The sequence below is a fragment of the Micromonospora aridisoli genome (assembly GCF_056150025.1).
In genome coordinates, this window is sequence record NZ_JAXCFK010000004.1 from 258,862 (window position 1) to 280,290 (window position 21,429).

Below are 21,429 nucleotides of genomic sequence, written 5' to 3' on the forward strand. Positions count from 1 at the left end.
GGCCCGTTCGTCTGTCTCTCCCGCAGGCTGCCGGCATGACCATCACCGTCACCCCCTTCGGTCCCGCCGACGAGCAGGCGATCGACCAGGCGTACCGGATCGGCGTGGCGTACGTGGCCGCCGATCTGCCCGACTTCCCGCCCTTCTGCCGGCAACGGTTCACCGCGATGGTGCGCCATCCGATGCCGGGCAACGCGCCGGTCAACCTGCTGGCACACCTCGACGGCGAACCCGCCGGCCACCTCGTGCTCGATCTGCCGCAGTTGGACAACACCGAGAACGCCTCGGCCGATCTGGTCGTGCATCCGGCGTACCGCCGCCGGGGCGTGGGCCGGGCACTGTTCGAGCACGGCCTCGGCGTGTTGCGCGAGCACGGCCGTAAACGGGTCAGCGGAATGAGCATGGCGCACCCTCCCGGCGAGCCCGACCGTCCCTCGGTGGGCGCCGCCTTCGCCGCCGGCTTCGGCGCGGTCGACGCCCTGCCCGACGTGCGGCGTCGCCTGCACGTCGCTGACCTGGAGCAGGCGAAGCTGGACTCGCTGCTGGCCGACGCCCGGTCCCGGGCGGCCGGCTACGAGCTGCTGCGCTGGCGTGGGCACACTCCGGACGACCTGGCCGCCGACGTGGCGTACCTCGACGGACGGCTGCTGGCGGACGCGCCAATGGGCGATCTGGCGTGGGAGCCGGAGCAGGTCGACGCCGACCGCCTACGCGCCACCGAGCTGGCCCTGGAGGCGCGTGGCCGGCGGCGCTACCACGTCGGCGTACGCCACCAGGCGTCCGGTCGGTTGGTCGCGTGGACGCTGCTGGACGTCGGAGCGTCGGCGGACTGGCACTCGTTCCAGCAGATCACCATCGTCGACCCGGAGCACCGTGGGCATCGGCTGGGCCTGCTCGCCAAGATCGATAATCTGCGGCACCTGCTCGCCCACGAGCCGGGCGTCCGGGTGATCGACACCTTCAACGCGGAGAGCAACGACCACATGATCGCCATCAACGAGCAGCTCGGTTTCCGGGTGATGGACCGGTGGAGCAACTGGCAGCTCTCGGTGTGACGCACGGAAAACGGGTGGCTCTGCCCGGGTGCTGCCCGGCACGCTCATGGCCATGGACATCGCCGTCACCGCGTTCGAGCCGTCCGACGAAGCCGCGCTGGACGACGCGTACCGGATCCTCGCGGCAGCCCAGGCGGTCGACTCGCCCGACGTGCCGGTCGGCGAGCGCGTCGAGTTCGGACTGGTCGCCGCCCATCCGCCGCACGGCAGCCTGATCCACCGCGCGCTGGCCCGGCGCGGCGGCGAGGCCGTCGGCTACCTGTGGCTGCGCCTGCGGCAACTGGACAACACCGACAACGCCAGCGTCGAGTTGTTCGTCGACCCGGCCCACCGGCGGCGCGGCGTGGGTCGGGCGCTGCTCGCGTACGCCCGGCGGGTGGCCGCCGAGCACGGGCGCAAGCGGCTGATCGCGGAGGTCGGCGGGACACCGCCCGGTGAGGCCGCCCGGCCGGCCCCCGGCGCGGCCTTCGCGGCGGCGGTCGGTGCGCAGGCCGCGTTGCCGATGGTGCGCAGCCGGCTGGACACCACCCGGCTGGACGAGGCGGCGCTGACCGCGCTGCACGAGGAGGCCCGGTCGCGGGCCGTCGGTTACCGGACGGTGGCGTGGCGCGGCGCGGCCCCCGAGGAGTACGTGGCCGACGTCGCCCGGCTGGAGGGCCGGTTGCTCACCGACGCGCCGATGGGCGACCTCGTGGTCGAGGCGGAGAAGGTCGACGCCGCGCGGATCCGGGAGACCGAGCGGCTCCAGGCGCTGCGCGGCCGGCGGCGGTACCACCTGGGGGCGGTGCACGAGCAGACCGGCCGGCTGGTGGCCTGGACGATGATCCAGACAGGCCCGGTGACGGCCTGGCACGCCTGGCAGGAGATCACCATCGTCGACCCGGCGCACCGGGGGCACCGCCTCGGCCTGCTGGTGAAGATCGAGAACCTGCGGCAGGTGCTGGCCCACGAGCCGGAACTGCGGGCGATCGACACCTGGAACGCGGCGGTGAACGACCACATGGTCGGCATCAACGAGCAGCTCGGCTTCCGGCCGGCGGAAGCCTGTGCGGACTGGCAGCTCACCATCTGAAGTTGTGACACGCCCCTACTGATCTGAGGGGTTCGTGTTGCATGATGGCGGGCATGACGGAGACCCCGCACCCCCTCTACGACAGGCACGCCGAGACCCTCAACCGTGCGCTGACCGCGATCACGGAGCGGGGGTACTGGTCCGCCTACCCGGAATCCCCCAGCCCCAGGGTGTACGGCGAGACCGCCGCCGCCGACGGCAAGGCCGCCTTCGAGGCGTACCTGGGCGGGGACTTCCCGCTCGACCAGCCGGGCGACGGTGACCGGGTGGCCACCGAGACGAGCCCCTTCGGTGTCGCGTTGAACGTCCGCTACCCGCACGCCGCCGCCGACCAGTTGGTCTCCGCCGCGTCCGCGGCGCTGCCCGCGTGGCGGGACGCCGGCCCGCAGACCCGGGTCGGGGTCTGCCTGGAGATCCTCGACCGGCTGCACAGGAACATCTTCGAGCTGGCCAACGCGGTGCAGTTCACCAGTGGTCAGGCCTTCGTGATGGCCTTCCAGGCCGGCGGCGCGCACGCGCTGGACCGTGCGCTGGAGGCGCTGGCCTACGCGTACGCGGAGATGACCCGGCACCCGGGCACCGCCGGTTGGGAGAAGGCCGCTGGCAAGGGCGACCCGCTGCGGATGACCAAGACCTTCCACGTCGTGCCCCGGGGCGTGGCCCTGGTGATCGGCTGCAACACCTTCCCGACCTGGAACTCCTACCCCGGTCTGTTCGCCTCGCTGGTCACCGGCAACCCGGTGGTGGTGAAGCCGCATCCGCGCGCCGTGCTGCCGCTGGCGATCACCGTCCGGTACGCCCGCGAGGTGCTCGCCGAGGCCGGCTTCGACCCGAACCTGGTGCTGCTGGCCCCCGAGGCTCCCGACGAGAAGCTCGCCTCGACCCTCGCCCTGCATCCGGCGGTCAGAATCGTCGACTTCACCGGATCCACCGAGTACGGCGACTGGTTGGAGGCCAACGCCCGGCAGGCGGCGGTCTATACCGAGAAGGCCGGACTCAACACGGTCGTGGTCGACTCCACGGACGACTTCGCGGGAATGTGCCGCAACCTGGGCTTCACGCTGACGCTCTACAGCGGCCAGATGTGCACCACCTCGCAGAACATCCTCATCCCGCGCGACGGCATCGAGACCGACCAGGGTCACAAGAGCTTCGACGAGGTGGCCGCCGGGATCGCGACGGCGGTCGGCAAGCTCACCGGTGATCCGGCCCGGGGGGTCGAGCTGACCGGGGCGATCGTCAACGACGGCGTGCTGGAGCGCCTCGACGAGGTCGCCAAGGTCGGCGAGCCGGTGCTGGAGTCGCGGACCGTCGAGCACCCGTCGTTCCCGCACGCCGTCGTGCGTACGCCGACCATCGTCAAGCTCGACGCCGGCGACACGGCGACCTACTCGCGGGAGTGGTTCGGGCCGATCTCGTTCGCCATCGCCACCGACTCCACCGCGCACAGCCTGGAGATCCTGCGCTCGACCGTGGGCGAGAACGGCGCCCTCACCGCGGCCGTCTACTCCACCGACGACGCGGTGCTGGACGCCACCGAGGCCGCCGCGATCGATGTCGGGGTGCACCTGTCGGCCAACCTCACCGGCGGTGTCTTCGTGAACCAGTCGGCGGCCTTCTCCGACTTCCACGGCAGCGGGGCGAACGCGGCGGCCAACTCCGCGTTGACCGACGGGGCGTACGTGGCCAACCGGTTCCGCATCGTGCAGAGCCGCCGGCACGCGTAACGGATCTTGCTGGGTGGGGTTTCCGGCCCTGGAAACCCCACCACGCGGTCTCAGGCCGGGCGGCGCATCTGCAGTTCGCGCAGGGCGGGAATGTTTGGGTGCGGCACGCGTACACCCGTGTCGACGAAGCCCAGCCGCTGGTAGGCCCGGTAGGCCCGGTCGTTGCCGACCACCACCTCGAGCATCAGCTCGTTCCGTCCGCAGGCCCGTGACCAGGCCGCCACCCCGGTCACCAGGTCGGCGAGCAGCCCGGTGCCACGCCAGGCCGGGGTGATGTAGACGGCGTAGAGGACGGTCACCCGAGGCTCGGTCGGGTGCAGCACCCCTCCGGCGTGCCCCACCAGCCGACCACCCGGATCCGCCACGAACTGAGCCGTGTCCGAGCCGGCGGATACCTGGGCGATCCGGGCGGCGTACTCGGCGTGCGGGCGGGCCGCGGCCTCGGCGATCGTCTCCAGGAAGGCCAGGGGCGCGTCCGCGAGCATCTCCAGCCGCAGCGCGCGCATCCGAGCGGCGTCGGCCGGCTCGACCCGCCGGATGACGGCCCGGCGGACGCCGGTTCCGTCGGTCACGGTCGTCATGTCCGCATGCTTATCACAATGACGTACGACGATGCGGGTGACTGTAATACGCCCGATTTGTGGTCGTGCGCGGTCGTCACTCCTCGTGTAGCGTGCGATTTCGGTCACCCGTTTCAGCGGTCGTCGCGGATCGTCGAACCGGTGGTTTCCGGGTCCTCGGTGCGTCGACGACCCGGGGTAGTGGAACGCCGTGCAGAGTGAGGAAAACACCGTGGCACAGGGCACCGTGAAGTGGTTCAACGCCGAAAAGGGCTACGGCTTCATCGCCGTCGACGGCGGGCAGGACGTCTTCGTCCACTTCTCCGCAATCGAGATGGACGGCTACAAGGCGCTGGACGACGGTCAGCGGGTGGAGTTCGAGATCGCCCAGGGCCAGAAGGGTCCGCAGGCCGAGCGGGTACGCCTCATCGCCTGAGCGCGGACCGACCACCCCCGCAGACCGATCGTCGTCGGGGTGGCGTGATCGTCGCCGGAGGGGGCTGCGGTGCGGACGCCCCACAAGGGAAGATCATGAGCCGATCCAGCCGTCGCTGAGGAGGGTTCATGTCCGACCAGCCGCCCCCGACAGGTCCGTCCTCCTCGCCTCCGGGCGAGCCGGAACCGACCGGACCACTCGGCCCGCCGCCCGGTGCCGGCCAGCCGCCGTACGGCGCGCAGCAGGGTCACCCCGTCCTGCCGCCCTACGTCGGCCCGACGCCGTATCCGGGTCAGCCGCCGTATCCCGGCCCGATGCCGTACCCCGGTCAGCCGGGATATCCGGGTCAGCCGACCTATGGCTGGTATCACCCCGGAGGCTACGGTCTCGACCCGGCTGACGCCCTGGTCACCCCACCCGGCGCGGGGCTGGGTGGCTGGTTCGCGCGCTGCGGCGGCGCTGCCCGTCGAGGGTGGCGGCAGCTGCTGCCGATCCTCGTGCTCACCCAGGTGCTGCCGGCTGCGGTGCTCTCCGTGCTGGCCCTGGGCGTGGATCCCTCGGCCCGCTGGGAGGCCCAGCTCGGCAGCGACTCCGCGGCGCTACCCGCCACCTTCTGGACCGACCTGTCGACACTGCTGGTCGTCCTGGTGGGCGGAAGTCTGCTCTTCGGTCTGGTGCAGTGTGTCGGCTGGGCCGCCGGCACCTGGGTGATCGCCCGCCAGGCGGCCGGCGAGCCGGCCGGTCTCGGCGCCGCCCTGCGCTACGGGCTGCGGCGGGCGTTGGGCCTGTGGGGCTGGACGCTGCTCATCACCGTGACCGTCACCATCGGCTTCTGTCTCTGTTTCCTGCCCGGCGTGTACGCGGCGTTCGCACTCGCGATGGCCGGCCCGGTCTACCTGTTCGAGCGGCACGACCCGCTCAGCCGGTCGCACCGCATGCTGCGCGACCGGCTGGGACTGCTGCTCGGCCGGGTGGCGCTGGTGGCCGCGGCCGTGATCGGGGTCTCGCTCGTCGCGGGCGTGATCGAGTCGGTGGCGATCCTGCCGTTCGGCACCACCCCGCTGGACTCGCCGGGCACGGCGGTCGGCGTGGTGCTGACGATTGCGGTGGTCGCGCTGCTGGCGCTGCCGGCGCACCTCGCGCAACTGGTCGGGCTCGTCGTCACCTACGCCGAGCAGCGGGCGCACGAGGGCCCGGTGAACGGCGCGCAACTGGCTGCCGAACTCGGCTGACCCGCGCCATCACGCTTGCACTCGGCAGGGCAGAGTGCTAAACAAGTCATTGGCACTCGCATGGCGTGAGTGCCAACTGGTCGGGACGGTGGGGCTGCGGTCGCGCTCGTGGCATAACCACGGGTGGGGCACGTGGCCGGTCGTCGCGGGCTATCCGGCCCGGCCGAGGAGACGTCGTCGTCGCCAGGTGGCGACGTCCCAAGGTGCGTACACCAGACGGCCCATCCGGGGCACACACTCGGGTGGCCCGTGAGTGTCCAGGAGGACAACGCCGTATGGCCAAGATGATCGCGTTCGACGAAGAGGCGCGCCGCGGCCTCGAGCGGGGCATGAACCAGCTCGCCGACGCCGTGAAGGTGACCCTCGGCCCCAAGGGCCGCAACGTCGTGCTCGAGAAGAAGTGGGGTGCCCCCACCATCACCAACGATGGTGTGAGCATCGCCAAGGAGATCGAGCTCGAGGACCCCTACGAGAAGATCGGCGCCGAGCTGGTCAAGGAGGTCGCCAAGAAGACCGACGACGTCGCCGGTGACGGCACGACGACGGCGACCGTCCTCGCCCAGGCACTCGTCCGCGAGGGCCTGCGCAACGTGGCCGCCGGTGCCAACCCGATGGCCCTGAAGCGGGGCATCGAGGCTGCGGTCGCCAACGTCTCGGAGGAGCTGCTGAAGCTCGCCAAGGACGTCGAGACCAAGGAGCAGATCGCCTCCACCGCCTCCATCTCCGCCGGTGACACCAGCGTCGGCGAGATCATCGCCGAGGCGATGGACAAGGTGGGCAAGGAAGGCGTCATCACCGTCGAGGAGAGCAACACCTTCGGGCTGGAGCTGGAGCTCACCGAGGGCATGCGCTTCGACAAGGGCTACATCTCCGCCTACTTCATGACCGACCCGGAGCGTATGGAGGCCGTCTTCGACGACCCGTACATCCTGATCGCGAACAGCAAGATCTCGTCGGTCAAGGACCTGCTCCCGATCCTGGAGAAGGTCATGCAGTCGGGCAAGCCGCTGCTGATCATCGCCGAGGACCTGGAGGGCGAGGCTCTGGCCACGCTGGTGGTCAACAAGGTCCGGGGCACCTTCAAGTCGGTCGCCGTCAAGGCGCCGGGCTTCGGTGACCGCCGCAAGGCCATGCTGACCGACATCGCCATCCTCACCGGTGGTCAGGTCATCAGCGAGGAGGTCGGCCTCAAGCTGGACGCCGTCGGCCTCGACATGCTCGGTCGTGCCCGCAAGGTCGTGGTGACCAAGGACGAGACCACCATCGTCGACGGTGCCGGCGATGCCGAGCAGATCCAGGGTCGGGTCAACCAGATCCGGGCCGAGATCGACAAGAGCGACTCCGACTACGACCGGGAGAAGCTGCAGGAGCGGCTGGCCAAGCTGGCCGGCGGCGTTGCGGTGATCAAGGTCGGCGCGGCCACCGAGGTCGAGCTCAAGGAGCGCAAGCACCGCATCGAGGACGCGGTGCGCAACGCCAAGGCCGCCGTCGAGGAGGGCATCGTCCCGGGTGGTGGTGTCGCGCTGGTGCAGGCCGGCAAGACCGCCTTCGACAAGCTCGACCTGGCCGGCGACGAGGCGACCGGTGCGCAGATCGTCAAGATCGCGCTGGACGCCCCGCTGCGGCAGATCGCCGTCAACGCCGGCCTCGAGGGCGGCGTCGTGGTGGAGCGGGTCCGCAACCTCGACTCGGGTCACGGCCTCAACGCCGCGACCGGCGAGTACGTCGACCTGCTGGCCGCGGGCATCATCGACCCGGCCAAGGTCACCCGTTCGGCGCTGCAGAACGCCTCGTCGATCGCCGCGCTGTTCCTCACCACCGAGGCCGTCGTGGCGGACAAGCCGGAGAAGACCCCGGCCGCCCCGGCTGGCCCCGGCGGCGGGGACATGGACTTCTGAGTCCAGCTCCAACGCCGGAAGGGGCGGGCCGCGTCAGCGGTCCGCCCCTTCCGCTATGTCGGCAGGGGTCGCTGGTTCCGTCGCTCGTCCGCCCGGTCGTACGGTGGGCCGGGTGGAACCGGCTCGTCCACCACGATGGGCGGTTCCTCGGGTGTCCCGCTCGCCCCGGTCATTTCCGCCAGTTGCTCGGCGTCGCCGTAGTCGAGCCGGTCGACCGGCAGTTGGCCTGGGAGTTCGTGGACCGGGGCCAGGGTGACCGGCGGGGCGGCCCGGCTCTGATCGTCGTCCATGGTCATCGCTGCCTCCTCTACCGAAACGGTAGGGTCCGTCGAGCAGCAAGGCGGGCAATTGGCATTATCGGGGTCTATCCGCCGTTAGCCGCTAAACTGCTGCGCGGCGACCTGCGCTACAGCAAGAAAGGCGCATTCGTTACGGACGCTCGCCCCGGTAGCACAAGAGGAGCCGGTCGATCGCGGGCGAATTCGGTCACCGGCGTGCGGCCGGACGCATGGCCGCGTCCGGAGGTCAGGGTGGTCCGGTGACGCCGCCGCGGTGCCCGAACGGGTCGTCCATGCCGGACTTGGTGGCCAGGTGGACGATCCCGCAGCAGAGCGCCACCACCAGGGCCGGTACGCCCAACAGGATCAGCAGGGCCATGCCCCGCCACCGGCCTGCCGACGGCGGCGGTAAGGGGGCTGCCGCCCCGGGGAGAACGACCGTGCATGAGGCCGGAAGATAGCAGGTCAGCAGCGGTCGGATAACCCCGGGGCGAGACCTGCTCACGTTGGGTGAGATCAGTAGTGGGTGATCAACCACGCGCCGCCGAGACGGCCGCGTACGCGTTGACCAGGCCGGCGCCGACGACGTTCGCCGCCCCGCCGCACTCGTCGGACCGCTCCCGGGACCGCTGGCTCGCCTCGATCGGGTCGGCCGTCTCGCGGAGGATCCGCCGGGTGCGGTCCAGGTCCCCGACGAGTTCGGGGTTCGCCGACCACATCAACGCGGCCACCCCCGCCACCTGGGGTGTCGCCATCGACGTGCCGTCGAGTACCGCGTACCCGCCACCGGGCATCGCGGAGATGACGTCGGCACCCGGCGCCATCAGGTCCGGCTTCGTGACTCCGGCCGCCGGCCCACGGGACGAGAAGGCGGCGACCCGCCGCCGGTCGTCCACCGCGCCGACGGTCAGCACGTCCGCGTACGGTGCCGGAGGGTCCTGCACCGAGCCGCAGAACGGGCCGGTGTTGCCGGCCGCCGCGACGACGAGGATCCCGGCCGCCTCCAGCGCCGCCGTGGCTGGCCCGAGCGCCTGTGGATCGCAACCCTCAATCGGCGGGCAGCCCCACGAGTTGGTCAGGATCTCCGGTGCTCGGGCGGGCCGCCCCTGGGTGAACGGGTCGCCGCCCGGCGGGAAGGGGGCCAGCATGAACTGGAGGCAGTCGAGGTAGGCGGCCGGGTTACCGAGGTTGCGGTCGAGGTTGACGCAGCCGACCCACTGCGCCCCGGGGGCCACACCGATGCCGCCCCGCCCGACGGCGCTGCCCACCGTGTGGGTGCCGTGCCCGCTGCGGTCGCTCGGTGTCCGGGTGTCGTTCCATGGGTCGAACCACGAGTCGTCGCCGCCCCGGAACCCCTGGGCCAGGGTCGGATGCCGCCCGTCCACCCCCGAGTCGGAACTGCCCACGGTCACCCCGGCACCGGTGACACCGAGTTCGGACCAGACCCGATCCGCACCGATCATGGTGATGTTCCACGGCGGGCCGGACGGCGGCGCGGCGTTGCCAGTGGTGTTGTCGGCGGGTGCCGGCAACGGACGCAGCCGCTGGCTGATCAGTACCCGAGCCACCTCGGGCCGGCCGGACAGCCAGGCCCGTACCGCCGGCCCGCCGTCCACCTCGATCGCGTTGACCAGGTAGTAGGGGGTGTGGGGCAGCCGTACCCGCCGCAGATCCCGGCGCAGGTCGGCCTGGGTCCGCTCGGCGGTGTCCACCAGCCGTCGGTAGACCTCCCCGGCCCGGGCGTCCCGGCCGGCCCTACCCGGCCCGCCGGTCACGCCGGTCAGGTCCGCCTGTTCCCGCAACAGTACGAACAATCGCTCCCCGTGCAGCCCCGGCTGGCCGACGGTCCCGCCGACCACCGCGACCGTGACCAGCAGGGTCAGGGCGCTCGCCGCAGCCACCACCCGGCGGGGCGCGCGGGCCGAGCGCCGCGCCCACAGCAGGCCGTACGCGATCGCCAGCACCAGCCCGACGGCGAGCCCGGCACCGGTGGCGGCCGCCACCCAGAAGGGGACGTCGCGGGTGCCGACCAGGAGCAGGCTGACCTCCTCCGGATCGGTGAACGCCAGCGGCCCGAACACGCCGAGCCCCACCAGCCAGGCGGTCGGTGCCCGGCCGCCCGCCCTGGACGGAACGGCGCCGACGACGCGACCGGCGACCGCGAGGAGCGTCGGGTCGTGTTCCGCGCCCGGATGGGTCACGCCGCGTCCGACGGCCGGGCGGTGGGTCAGGGCGCGCAACGCGGCCAACGCGAAGCCGACCGGCGGCAGCGTCACCAGCAGCGGCAGTTGGGCACCGGAGTGACCCGCACCGGCACCCACCAGCAGCAGCACCACCCCGGCGACGAGCCCGCCCACCAGCACCAGGCGGGCGGGTCGGGGTGCCTCGCCGGTCTCGAAGCGCTCCCAGAACCGGGCGTCGAGCAGCGCCGCGGCCAGCGCGCCGACCGCCGCCGCGGCCAGTCCGGCGAGCACGGTCTCCGAGAGTCCACCGAGCGCGCCCAACCAGACCCAGGGCAGCAACAGGGCGAGCCCGGCGGTCACCGCGAGCAACGTCACCACCGTCGGTTGCCCGGCCGGACCACCCGTCCGCGCGCCCGGTGGGTCCCCGGGCCCGGTGGGCCCCGCGTCCGGGGCGTCCCCGGGCCCAGCGCCTGCCGCCGGGTGGTCGGTGGGCTCGCCGGGAACGGGGTCGGCTCGCTGGCCGAGCCGCCGGATCCCGTCGGCCCACCGGCCGGGGCCGAGGACGTACGGCGGCAGCCGGGTCGTCACCACCGTCAGCAGCACGGCCGTGCCGGCCAACGCGGCGAGGTACGCCTCGTGGTGCACCGGCGGAATCGTCCGGAGCAGCCCGAGCACGCCGAGCGCGAGCGCGCCGGCCAGCCAGAGCCGACCGGCGACTCGGACCGCCGCCGAGCGGGGCACGAGGGCCAGCGGCAGCGCCGCCGCGGCGATCAGCAGCACCACGAGCAGGCAGACCACCGGCCAGAGCGGTACCAGTCGATCCAGGCCGCCGATCAGCACCACCTGGTCGACGGCCCAGCCGCCGGTCTGCGCCACCACGGTGACCGCGACCGTCCAGCAGCCGGTGAACACGGCCGCGACGATCGCCCAGGGGCTGCCGATCCTGCCGGGTGTGGTCTGGTCCGCCCGCATCCGCACACAGTACGACGCAGATTCCGGGTGGGCCGGGCGGTGGTGCCGGCACGTGCCGGCGGAGCGCCGGGACGGCTAACGTGGACGGGTGCGTGATCCGAACGTTTCGCGGTCCGTTGCCGGGCAGCTCTCGCCCGCCCGCCGCGCCGCCGACCTGCGTCGGTTGCGCGCCGAGCGGTTCGACGTGCTGGTGATCGGCGGAGGTGTGACCGGCGCCGGAGCGGCGGTCGACGCCGCCTCCCGGGGCCTGAAGGTGGCCCTGGTGGAGGCGCGCGACTTCGCCGCCGGCACCTCCAGCCGGTCCAGCAAGCTGATCCATGGTGGCCTGCGTTACCTGGAGCAGCTGGAGTTCAACCTGGTGCACGAGGCGCTGACCGAGCGCGGACTGCTGGCCACCCGGCTGGCGCCGCACCTGGTGCGCCCGGTGCCGTTCCTGGTGCCGCTGCCGGCCGGGCACGGGGTCCGCCACCTGCCGGCCCGGCTGCTGCGCCGGGCCTACTACGGTGCCGGGGTGGCCGCGTACGACGCTTTCGCCGGCCTCTTCGGCGGCGGGCGGGGCATGCCGCTGCACCGGCACCTGAGCCGTGAGGGCGCTCGCCGGGTCTTTCCGAGCCTGCGGTCCGACGGCCTGGCCGGCGCGATCCGCTACCACGACGGGCAGGTCGACGACGCCCGTTTGGTGATCACCCTGGCCCGCACCGCGGCCAGCCTGGGGGCGACCGTGGTGAGCAGCGCCCGGGCGGTTGGGCTGATCCGGCAGGCCCGGGAGGTCACCGGGGTCCGCGTCCGCGACCTGGAGGCGCCCGCCAGCTCACCCGAGGCCGAGTTCGAGGTACGCGCCCGTACGGTGATCGCCGCCACCGGCGTCTGGACCGACGACATGTCCCGGATGCTCGACGACGTCGGGCTGCGGCCCGGCATCCGGGTCCGGGCCTCCAAGGGCGTGCACCTGGTGGTGCCCCGGTCGGCGATCACCGGTGAGGCCGGGCTGATCCTGCGTACCGCCACCAGTGTCCTGTTCGTGATTCCGTGGGGTGGGCACTGGATCATCGGCACCACGGACACCGACTGGCGGTTGGACCGCTCGCACCCGGCGGCCTCGGCCAGCGACATCGACTATCTGCTCCGGCAGGTCAACAGCGTGCTGGACCGCCCGCTGACCACCGCCGACATCGAAGGCGTCTACGCCGGGCTGCGTCCCCTGCTGGCCGGCGAGGCGGACTCCACCTCCAAACTGTCCCGGGAGCACGCCGTCATCGAGCCGATGCTCGGGCTGCTGCTGGTGGCCGGCGGCAAGTACACGACGTACCGGGTGATGGCCGCCGACGTCGTCGACCGGGCGGTACGCCGGCTCGGCGGCGATCGGACGTCGCGTACCGCCGATCTGCCGCTGCTCGGCGCGGACGGGTACGCGGCCATGTGGCGGGACCGGGCGGACGTGGCCCGCCGGCACGGGGTGCCCGTGGGAGTGGTGGAACACCTCCTGGAGCGCTACGGCAGCCTGACCCTCGACCTGCTCGCCCTGATCGACGTCGATCCGCTGCTGGCCTCCCCGCTGGCGGGTGCGCCCGAGTACCTCGCCGCCGAGGTGACGTACGCGGCCCGTGCCGAGGGCGCGTTGCACCTGGAGGACGTGCTGACCCGGCGTACCCGGATCTCGATCGAGACGGCCCACCGGGGCCTGGAGTCGGCCGAGCACGCGGCCGAGCTGATGGGCACCGTGTTGGGCTGGGACGCCGCCCGGCGGGCCCGGGAGGTGACCCACTACCGGGCCCGGGTGGAGGCCGAGCGGCAGTCTCAGCTGATGCCGGACGACGCGACCGCCGACGCCGCCCGACTTGGTGCGCCGGACGTGCGCGGTTATGCCGCCGACCGGGGCGCCGACGACGGCGCTGCTGGTCTGGCCCGCTGACGCACTCCATTCTGGAGATCGTGACCCATGGATATCCATCCGGCGGGTTACGCTCGCTACCTACGGTAGGGTAAGTTCCGCGCGTGATGGCGCTTTCCCGGTCACGGTTGGCCTTCCTGTCCGTCACCGCCCTGCTGGCGGTCGTCCTCAGCGGCTGCGCGCCGTTCGGTGATCGCGATCAACCGCCTGTGCAGGCGAGTGAACCGGTCGCGGGGCAACCCGGGGGCGCAGGGGCCGCCACCACCGGAAAGGGGCGGGTCAGCCTGTTGCAGAATCACGGACCGGACGGCCCGCTACGCACCCTGAACGTGGAGCCGGACGGGCGTTGGGAGTGCATCGACTGCGCCGGCGACGGGGTCACCTCGACCGGCGCGCTCAGCGAGGAGCACCGCGAACGTCTGCAGCAGCTCCTGGCCGAACCGGATCTGGCCAGGGAGACCGACGAGGCGCGCGGATACCGGGTCAGCTGCATCGGCGCGCTCACCTCCACCCTGCTGACCGCCGTCGGTCTGATCACCTCGCAGGACTGTCCGGGGGAGGAACGACCGCCGGTGGCCGAGGAGATCCTGCTGCTGCTCACCCAGAACACGCCCGCCGAAATGGTTGGCTGAACCGCCGCGTCGGCGCGGGTCAGAGCACCTTTCCCGGGTTGAGCAGGCCGGCCGGGTCGAGCGCCGCCTTGATCGCCTGGTGCACGCGTACGCCCACCGGGCCGATCTCCCGGGCCAGCCATTCCCGCTTGAGCAGGCCGACGCCGTGTTCGCCGGTACAGGTGCCACCAAGGTCCAACCCCAGCCGCATGATCTCGTCGAAGGCCCGCCGGCCGCGTTCCAGGCTTGCCGGATCGGCCCGGTCGACGACGATGTTGGGGTGCATGTTGCCGTCACCGGCGTGCCCCACCACCCCGATCGGCACCTGGCACTCGGTCGCGATCCTGGCCACCCCGTCGAGCAGCGCGGCGAGCGCACCCCGGGGCACCGCCAGGTCGTCGATGATGAGACCGCCGTTGCCGCCCGGGTACGCGTCCGCCGCGTACTTCTCCATGGCCGGGTGGGCCAGCCGGCGGGCCTGCAACAGCCCGGCCGCCTCGACGGCGTCGGTGGCCGCGTACACCTCCTCGGCACCGGCCGCCTCGCAGGCCGCCGCCAGTTCGGCCAGGTCCGCCGCCGCCCGGGGGCCGGTGTCGGCGGCGGCCAGCAGCAGCGCCTCGGCGTCGGTGCGCAGCCCCATCGGCCGGTACGCCTCGATCGCGGTCAGGTGGGTGCGGTCGAGCAGTTCCAGCAGGCTGGGGGAGAGTCCCTGGGCGGCGATCCGGGCCACCGCCTCGCCGGCCGCGGCGGTCGAACCGAACACGGCCACCAGGGTCAGTGACTCTCCCGGCGCGGGCCGCAGCGCCACGGTGACCTCGGTGATCACGCCGAGGGTGCCCTCCGAGCCGACGAAGAGCCGGGTCAGGTCGTAGCCGGCCACGCCCTTGGCGGTCCGCCGGCCGGTACGCAACACCTCACCGGAGGCGAGCACCACCTCCAGGCCGAGCACGTACTCGGTGGTCACGCCGTACTTGACGCAGCACATGCCGCCCGCGTTGGTGGCGACGTTGCCGCCGATGGTGGAGGACTCCCAGGAGCCGGGGTCCGGCGGGTACCACAGGCCCCGCTCGCCCACCGCGGCGGTGAGCGCCGCGTTGACCACTCCGGGCTGGACCACCGCGATCCGGCTCACCGGGTCGATCTCCAGGATCGCGTCCATCGCGGTGGTGCTGATCACCACCGCGCCGTCCACGGCGTTCGCGGCGCCCGCCAGCCCGGTACGCGCACCCTGCGGCACCACCGGTACGCCGTACCGTCCGGCCGCCCGGACCACCGCGACGACCTCCTCGGTGCTCCGGGGCCGGGTCACCACCAGCGGCGTCGCGGACGCGCACAGGTCGGCCTCGTCGCGCTCGTGGCCGCGGAGCAGATCAGGATCGGTGAGCACCGCCTCCGGCCCGAGGGCGGCACGCAGGTCGTCGAGGAGCGGGGAGGTGGCCATGCGGCGAGGCTACGACCGGCAACTGGTGATCATCAACCTGGGCCGACGCCCGGTACGGTGGCTGTCGTGATCTACGTGGACCGGCCGTCCTGGCCGGGGCGCGGCCGGCTCTGGTCGCACCTGATCAGCGACGTCTCCTTCGCCGAGCTGCACGCCTTCGCCGAGATGCTGGGCGCGCCCCGGCGCGGCTTCGACCGGGACCACTACGACATCCCCGCGGAGCGCTTCCCGATGGCCGTCTGGCTCGGCGCCCAGCTCGTCCCCAGCCGCGACCTCGTACGCCTGCTCCGCGCCGCCAACCTCCGCCGCCCCAAACACCTCTCCGCCCGCCCCCGCCCGGACTCCCGCGATCTTGCACTTTCGGTCCCCGGTTCGCGGCTTTGACGCCGTTATACCCCGACGAAAAGTGCAAGATCGCGGTGGTCAGGAGGTGAGGCGAGTCAGTTCGCGGGTGAGGTTGGTGTGGGCGGGCCGGGTCCAGCGGGCTGCGAGCGTGGGGTGGTGGTACAGGGTGGGCTGGGCCAGCAGGGCGGAGAGCACTCGGGCGCGACCGGTCCGATAGTCCGACTCGGGCACGTGGGCGTACTCCCGGCGGATCGCGGCGGAGTAACTGTCGTACTCGGCCGCCGGTGCGGCCAGCACGGCCAGGTCGGCGTCGCAGAGCAGTCCACCGTCGGCGTCCCCCGGGTCCACCACGTGACCGGCGGTGAGCAGGACCAGCCGGGAGACCTCGGTCACCTCGGCGGCGGGCAGCCCCAGGGGGGTGAGCAGGGCGTCGGCGAGCGCCGCGCTGTCCCGTTCGTTCCGGTCGCCTGGCGCGCGTGGGTCGTACACCGCGTCATGGCTCCACGCGGCGAGTCGCACCAGGTCGGGTCGCGACGCGGTGGAGGCGTACCTGTCGATCACATCGAGCACGGCGGTCAGGTGGGTGACCGTGTGGTAGTGCCGGTGCGGCTCCCGCCATCGGTCGAGCAACTCGGCACCGGCGGCGTCAACCGCTCCCGGGTCGTCCGCGCCGGCGGTCATGGCGGCCGCGCGCCATCGTGCGATGAGCCCCGTCACCGGGCCGAGTCTGCCCCATCCGGCGTCGCCCGATCGGAGAGGTGTGCCGCTTCGGCGGGAATGTCCGAGCGTCAGGTGGGTAGTCCCGGCCATGTCGGCGGCCCGGAACGGACTTTCTCGGCTGCTGCGGCGTGACGGCGTGCGCGAGGGCGTGTCCGAGGTGGACACGGCCCGGATCGCCGACACGGTGGCGCAGCTGCATAATCGTGGCAAGGCCACCCTGCACGACCGCCTGCACCGGGTGCGGATGTCGCTCGGCCTGGCCGCCCAGGCAGGCCTTGCGGCCGGGCTGTCCTGGCTGGCCGCGCACGAACTGCTGGGCAATCCGCAACCGGTCTTCGCCCCGATCTCCGCCGTCGGCACCCTGGCCGTCTCGGTGGGGCAACGCTTCCGGCGGACCGTGGAGCTGATCATCGGAGTGGGTGTCGGGGTGGCCGTGGGTGACCTGCTGATCTACTTCCTCGGCACCGGGCCCTGGCAGCTGGGAATCGTGGTCACCGCCGCCATCGTGCTGACCGTCTTCGCCGGGGGCAGCGTCGCCATCGTCATCCAGGCCGCGGCGACCGCGGTGCTGATCGTGACGCTCAGCCCGTCGGTGGAGCATCTGGAGATACCCCGGTTCATCGACGCGCTGGTCGGCGGCAGCATCGCACTGCTGGTCACCGCCATCCTGCTACCCCTCAACCCGTTACGGGTGCTCAACCGGGCGGCCCGGCCGGCCCTGGATCTGCTCGCCGGGCAGCTCGACATCGCCGCCGACGGTCTGCGGGAGCGGGACCGGGACAAGATCCAGAGCGCGCTGGACCGGCTGCGCGACAACAAGCAGGAGCTGACCACCCTCTCCGAGGCGATCGAGGGGGCCAAGGAGACCGCGCTGCTCTCTCCGGCGCGGTGGCACCGGCGCAGCGAACTGACCCACTACGCGGAGGCGGCCGACCCGATCGACCGCGCGATGCGCAACAGCGGCACCCTGATCCGCCGGGCGGTGACCCTGATCGAGGACGAGGAGCCGGTCCCGGAGCCGATGCCGGACGCGGTCGGCCACCTGGCCGAGGCGGTACGCCTGCTGCAGAAGGAGTTCGCCCAGGGCGAGGAGCCCGAACAGGCCCGGGAGCGGTCGCTGCGCGCGGTCAGCGAGGCCGGCCGGGCGTACGGCGCGGGGGTGGGGTTCTCCGGCAGCGTGGTGGTGGCCCAGGTGCGTACCACCGCCAGCGACCTGCTGGTGGCCTCCGGCATCAGCCAGGAGGAGGCGAACCGGCTGGTGCGGCGCTCCTTCGGTGAACTGGATCGGCCGGGCGCGCCGGCCGGGCCGGAACCCGCCGTGCAGCGTCCCACCGCGCCTCCGGTCGGCTGAGTTCTCCGGGTGGCCATGCGCCCGGCCCGACGGGCCGGGCATGACTACGCTGACCGCATGGCCGACACCCCGTCCGGCGGATCACTGCCGCCGTCGCCGTCCGTGCCCGCCGCGCCAGGCGCGGGTGCCGGCGTACCCGGAATGCCACGACGCCGACTCAGTTGGCGGCGGGCGCTGGTGCTGGCCGGAGTGATCATGTTGATCGCGGCCTGTGCGATCTTCATGCTCTTCACGCTCGGCACCAGCCTCGGCCCGGAGGCGCTGCTGGTCGGTACGGCGGCGGCGGTCCTGCCGGTTCCGGTGCTGGTCGCCTGCTTCCTCTGGCTCGACCGCTACGAACCCGAACCGCTCAAGTACCTGATCTTCTGTTTCGCCTGGGGGGCGTTCGTCTCCACCGCGGCGTCGCTGACGGTCAACGAGACGGCGGCCGGCTGGTTCGAGGACCAGGGCCTGCCCGTCGCCCTCACCGCCGTGCTGGTCGCGCCCTTCATCGAGGAACTGACCAAGGCGCTCGGGCCGATCCTGCTGCTGGTCTTCCGTCGGCGGGAGTGGTCGGGCATCACCGACGGCCTGGTCTACTGCGGGCTCTCCGCGATCGGCTTCGCGATGGTGGAGAACATCCTCTACCTGGGCGGGTACGGGTACGCCTCGGGCGTCGAGCAGTACGGTCCGGCCACCGGGGCGCAACAGGTCATCGCCATCTTCATCGTCCGGATCCTGCTCTTCGGGTTCGCCCATCCGCTCTTCACCTCGATGACCGGCGTCGGCCTCGGCATCGCGGCCCGGTCGGCGGACCGGCGGGTCCGGTTCTTCGCCCCGGTCGCCGGCCTGCTGCTGGCGATGATGCTGCACGGGGCGTGGAACCTGCTGCCGACGCTGACCCAGGCCACCGGCGAGGTGCTGATCTCGCTCTTCGGCTTCGTCGGCGTGATGGTGCCGATCTTCTTCGGCATGGTCGGCCTGGCGGTGTGGCTGCGGGCCTGGGAGGGGCGGCTCACCGAGCGGGTACTGCCGGACTACGTCCGAGCCGGCTGGCTCACGCCGCCGGAGGTGGCGGCGTTGAGCAGCCTCGGCCGACGACACGCGGCCCGGGTGTGGGCCCGGCGGGTGGCCGGTGACGCCGGACTACGGGCGATGCGCGGGTACCAGTTCGCGGCGACCCGGTTGGCGCTGCTGCGCGACGGCACGATGCGGGGCCTGGACCGCCGTCCCGTGGACCGGGAGCGGACGGCGAGGGAGGAACGGGAGCTGCTGGACGCGATCGCCGCGTACCGGTCGTACTTCGTCGGCCGGGACCCGCAGTCACCGGTCGGCGTCTGGGACGGGCACCGCTACCACCTGCGGTTCCCTGACGGCTCGCAGCGGGCGGTGGCGGCACCCGAGGAGCCGGTCGTCCCGATCCCGGTGGTGCTCGCCCCGCCGCCTCCGCCGCCGACGTTCCCCGCCGGCTACGGCCGGCCCGGCTGGTACGGTCCACGTCCCGCCGCGCCCTGGCCGCCCGGCCACCGTTGACGGTCGCCGCCCGGCCGGGCGACGCTCAGGTCATCAGGCTGGTGAGAAAGTCTCCGAGTCCCTGGGCCATCATCATCAGAGCCGCTCCGATGGCCTTGAACAGCTGTGCGGCGCCCTCCGGCCGGAACGCCATGAAGTAGATCAGAAACGCGAGACTTCCCCAGGCCAGCACCTTCTTCACGAATACCGGCATCGTCCCTCCCCAGGCCGGTGGTGCGGCTGGCTTCCCGCCGGGGAGCGCGGCAAACGACGCGTGGACGGGTGGAGGGTGGCGGCGCGACCGCCGCCCTGGGTTCCGCCTCGCTCGCCAGAGGGCTCAGAGGTAGAGGCCGGTCGCGTTCTCCTCGATCCGCTCGGCGGCGACCGCGTGCACGTCGCGTTCCCGCAGCAGCACGTAGCCGCGGCCGTGCAGCTCGACCTCGGAGCGGTCGTCGGGGTCGAAGAGCACCCGGTCACCGGAGACGATGGAGCGCACGTTGGGGCCGACGCCGACCGCGGTGGCCCAGGCCAGGCGCTTGCCCACGGCCGCGGTGGCGGGGATCACGATGCCGGCGCTGGAACGCCGCTCGCCGTCGCTGCCCTCCATCCGCACCAGCACGCGATCGTGCAGCAGCCGGATGGGCAGGCCGGAGTCGATGTTCGGGTCGGCGGTCACGCCGGAGACGCTACCGTGTCGTCTGCGGCGCGCCGCCGGTGGTCACCGGTTAGCGAGCTGGCCGGCGGGGCACTGTGGGTGGCGAATTCGCCCTACCGTTGGCTGGTCGGGCGTATCCTGTCCGACCTGACGCGGTGCGCCAGGCCGAGGAGTGTCGGGAGGTGCGCTTGAGCCGCTTCGAGCGGATACGCGGACGGCTGCGTCGCGCGTACGAGTCAGGTCGGGAATCGATCCGCGCCGGCCGGGAAACCCCGCCCGACGTTCCCGAGCCGGCCAGGGCGGCCTCGCCGTCGAGCCCCGGACCGGCGGCACCGCCGGCCGCGACCGTGGTCGGTGCCGAACCGTCCGCCCCGCTGCACAACTCCACCTCCAGCCGGGACGACGCCGACGTGCCACACGCGCTGCGGATCTCCGCCGCCTGGTCGTGGCGTCTGATCGTCATCGGGATCGTCTTCTGGGCGCTGCTGAAGCTCGTCGGCACGATCAGCATCGTGATCATCCCGTTGGCCGTGGCGCTGCTGCTCTCGGCGCTACTGGCCCCCGCCGTCGGTTGGCTGCTGAGAGCCCGCCTGCCGAGGTCGCTGGCGACCGCGGTGGTGCTGGTGGCCGGGCTGGCCGCGGTGATCGGCACGCTCACCCTGGTGGTCAACGAGTTCATCAAGGGCGTGCCGGAACTGACCGCGAAGTCGACCCAGGGGCTCCAGCAGATCCAGGAGTGGCTCAAGACCGGCCCGCTGCATCTGTCGGACAACGACCTCGACCGGTACATCGAGGAGACCCAGCAGTGGGTCAACAACAACACCGAGCGGTTCACCAGCGGCGCGCTCTCCACGGCGGCCACCCTCGCCGAGGTACTGACCGGCACGGTGCTGGTCCTCTTCGCCACGTTCTTCTTCCTGCGTGACGGCACCATCATCTGGCGTTTCCTGGTCCGGCTCCTGCCGGTCGCCGCGCGCTGGAAGGTCGACGACGCGGGCCGGGCGTCCTGGGCGACCCTGGTCGCCTACGTGCGGGCGACGGTGCTGGTGGCCTTCATCGACGCCGTCGGCATCGGCATCTTCCTGGTCATCTTCGACATCCCGTTCGCCTTCCCGCTGGCCGCACTGGTCTTCCTGGGCGCGTTCATTCCGATCGTCGGTGCGACGCTCTCCGGCGGCGTGGCGGTGCTGGTCGCACTGGTCGACAGCGGTCCGGTGACCGCGTTGATCATCCTTGGCGTGGTGATCGGGGTGCAGCAGGTGGAGGGGCACATCCTCCAGCCATTGATCATGGGCCGGGCGGTCGCCATCCACCCGCTCGCAGTGATCATCGGTCTGGCGGCTGGCGTGGTGCTCGCCGGGATCACCGGCGCGCTGGTCGCGGTGCCCGTCATCGCGGTGCTCAACACGGCGGTACGCCGCCTCGCCGCTCGGCGGGTGCCCGACACCCCACCCGACGCCGTCGTCGTCGCCTCGCGCGCGCCCTGATCCGTCGGCCCCGCACGGGGTGCG

General features: G+C 72.3%; 20 protein-coding genes. 12 read left to right on the plus strand and 8 right to left on the minus strand.

Annotation, left to right across the window (positions count from 1 at the left end; genetic code table 11):
• Positions 1–35 precede the first annotated feature (35 nt).
• Genes SM447_RS10610 through paaN form a run of 3 tightly spaced genes read left to right on the plus strand, consistent with a single transcriptional unit; the run spans position 36 to position 3,854 of the window.
• Positions 36–1,055, plus strand: coding sequence for a GNAT family N-acetyltransferase (locus tag SM447_RS10610; protein WP_474572581.1), 1,020 nt, complete (start codon positions 36–38; stop codon positions 1,053–1,055).
• 52 nt (positions 1,056–1,107) lie between these two features.
• Complete coding sequence (locus SM447_RS10615; protein ID WP_474572582.1) at positions 1,108–2,127, plus strand: N-acetyltransferase family protein; 1,020 nt, start codon at positions 1,108–1,110, stop codon at positions 2,125–2,127.
• Positions 2,128–2,180: 53 nt separating this feature from the next.
• The gene (gene paaN, locus SM447_RS10620; protein ID WP_474572583.1) at positions 2,181–3,854 is read left to right on the plus strand and encodes a phenylacetic acid degradation protein PaaN; all 1,674 of its coding nucleotides are present in this window, start codon (positions 2,181–2,183) and stop codon (positions 3,852–3,854) included.
• Between the two features lie 50 nt (positions 3,855–3,904).
• On the opposite strand, the gene SM447_RS10625 is transcribed toward paaN, so the two are convergent.
• Positions 3,905–4,435 (minus strand): N-acetyltransferase family protein, encoded by a 531-nt coding sequence (locus SM447_RS10625; protein WP_474572584.1) that lies wholly within the window; start codon positions 4,433–4,435, stop codon positions 3,905–3,907.
• Positions 4,436–4,646: 211 nt separating this feature from the next.
• On the opposite strand from SM447_RS10625, the gene SM447_RS10630 reads away from it, so the two are divergent.
• The 3 genes from SM447_RS10630 (at position 4,647) to groL (ending at position 7,980) form a co-directional block, all read left to right on the plus strand.
• Complete coding sequence (locus tag SM447_RS10630) at positions 4,647–4,850, plus strand: cold-shock protein (protein ID WP_018787966.1); 204 nt, start codon at positions 4,647–4,649, stop codon at positions 4,848–4,850.
• Positions 4,851–4,978: 128 nt separating this feature from the next.
• Positions 4,979–6,082: a hypothetical protein gene (locus tag SM447_RS10635; protein ID WP_474572585.1), complete on the plus strand. Its 1,104-nt coding sequence runs from the start codon at positions 4,979–4,981 to the stop codon at positions 6,080–6,082.
• 275 nt (positions 6,083–6,357) lie between these two features.
• Positions 6,358–7,980, plus strand: coding sequence for a chaperonin GroEL (gene groL / locus SM447_RS10640; protein ID WP_155214441.1), 1,623 nt, complete (start codon positions 6,358–6,360; stop codon positions 7,978–7,980).
• A gap of 53 nt (positions 7,981–8,033) precedes the next feature.
• Here the strand turns inward: groL and SM447_RS10645 are convergent, their stop codons facing one another.
• The 3 genes from SM447_RS10645 to SM447_RS10655 all read right to left on the minus strand — a co-directional run bounded on the left by SM447_RS10645 (position 8,034) and on the right by SM447_RS10655 (position 11,413).
• Positions 8,034–8,276, minus strand: coding sequence for a hypothetical protein (locus SM447_RS10645; protein WP_474572586.1), 243 nt, complete (start codon positions 8,274–8,276; stop codon positions 8,034–8,036).
• A gap of 229 nt (positions 8,277–8,505) precedes the next feature.
• Positions 8,506–8,637: a hypothetical protein gene (locus SM447_RS10650; protein WP_474572587.1), complete on the minus strand. Its 132-nt coding sequence runs from the start codon at positions 8,635–8,637 to the stop codon at positions 8,506–8,508.
• A 151-nt stretch (positions 8,638–8,788) separates the two neighbouring features.
• Positions 8,789–11,413, minus strand: a complete 2,625-nt coding sequence (locus SM447_RS10655; RefSeq protein ID WP_474572588.1) for a S8 family serine peptidase — start codon at positions 11,411–11,413, stop codon at positions 8,789–8,791.
• An 88-nt stretch (positions 11,414–11,501) separates the two neighbouring features.
• On the opposite strand from SM447_RS10655, the gene SM447_RS10660 reads away from it, so the two are divergent.
• Positions 11,502–13,325: a glycerol-3-phosphate dehydrogenase/oxidase gene (locus SM447_RS10660; protein ID WP_474572589.1), complete on the plus strand. Its 1,824-nt coding sequence runs from the start codon at positions 11,502–11,504 to the stop codon at positions 13,323–13,325.
• Between the two features lie 86 nt (positions 13,326–13,411).
• The gene (locus SM447_RS10665) at positions 13,412–13,936 is read left to right on the plus strand and encodes a hypothetical protein (protein ID WP_474572810.1); all 525 of its coding nucleotides are present in this window, start codon (positions 13,412–13,414) and stop codon (positions 13,934–13,936) included.
• Positions 13,937–13,955: 19 nt separating this feature from the next.
• On the opposite strand, the gene SM447_RS10670 is transcribed toward SM447_RS10665, so the two are convergent.
• Positions 13,956–15,356, minus strand: coding sequence for an FAD-binding oxidoreductase (locus SM447_RS10670; RefSeq protein ID WP_474572590.1), 1,401 nt, complete (start codon positions 15,354–15,356; stop codon positions 13,956–13,958).
• A gap of 66 nt (positions 15,357–15,422) precedes the next feature.
• On the opposite strand from SM447_RS10670, the gene SM447_RS10675 reads away from it, so the two are divergent.
• Entirely contained in the window at positions 15,423–15,740 is a 318-nt protein-coding gene (locus tag SM447_RS10675) for a DUF4031 domain-containing protein (RefSeq protein ID WP_474572591.1), read from the plus strand.
• A 39-nt stretch (positions 15,741–15,779) separates the two neighbouring features.
• Here the strand turns inward: SM447_RS10675 and SM447_RS10680 are convergent, their stop codons facing one another.
• Positions 15,780–16,418: an HD domain-containing protein gene (locus SM447_RS10680; RefSeq protein WP_474572592.1), complete on the minus strand. Its 639-nt coding sequence runs from the start codon at positions 16,416–16,418 to the stop codon at positions 15,780–15,782.
• A gap of 91 nt (positions 16,419–16,509) precedes the next feature.
• On the opposite strand from SM447_RS10680, the gene SM447_RS10685 reads away from it, so the two are divergent.
• Positions 16,510–17,772: an FUSC family protein gene (locus tag SM447_RS10685; RefSeq protein ID WP_474572593.1), complete on the plus strand. Its 1,263-nt coding sequence runs from the start codon at positions 16,510–16,512 to the stop codon at positions 17,770–17,772.
• A 15-nt stretch (positions 17,773–17,787) separates the two neighbouring features.
• Positions 17,788–19,284, plus strand: a complete 1,497-nt coding sequence (locus tag SM447_RS10690) for a PrsW family intramembrane metalloprotease (protein WP_474572811.1) — start codon at positions 17,788–17,790, stop codon at positions 19,282–19,284.
• Positions 19,285–19,309: 25 nt separating this feature from the next.
• On the opposite strand, the gene SM447_RS10695 is transcribed toward SM447_RS10690, so the two are convergent.
• Together SM447_RS10695 and SM447_RS10700 are read right to left on the minus strand one after the other, a co-directional pair.
• Positions 19,310–19,477 (minus strand): hypothetical protein, encoded by a 168-nt coding sequence (locus SM447_RS10695; RefSeq protein WP_474572594.1) that lies wholly within the window; start codon positions 19,475–19,477, stop codon positions 19,310–19,312.
• Positions 19,478–19,600: 123 nt separating this feature from the next.
• The gene (locus SM447_RS10700; RefSeq protein WP_474572595.1) at positions 19,601–19,939 is read right to left on the minus strand and encodes a GroES family chaperonin; all 339 of its coding nucleotides are present in this window, start codon (positions 19,937–19,939) and stop codon (positions 19,601–19,603) included.
• A 167-nt stretch (positions 19,940–20,106) separates the two neighbouring features.
• On the opposite strand from SM447_RS10700, the gene SM447_RS10705 reads away from it, so the two are divergent.
• The gene (locus SM447_RS10705; RefSeq protein WP_474572596.1) at positions 20,107–21,405 is read left to right on the plus strand and encodes an AI-2E family transporter; all 1,299 of its coding nucleotides are present in this window, start codon (positions 20,107–20,109) and stop codon (positions 21,403–21,405) included.
• Positions 21,406–21,429 lie beyond the last annotated feature (24 nt).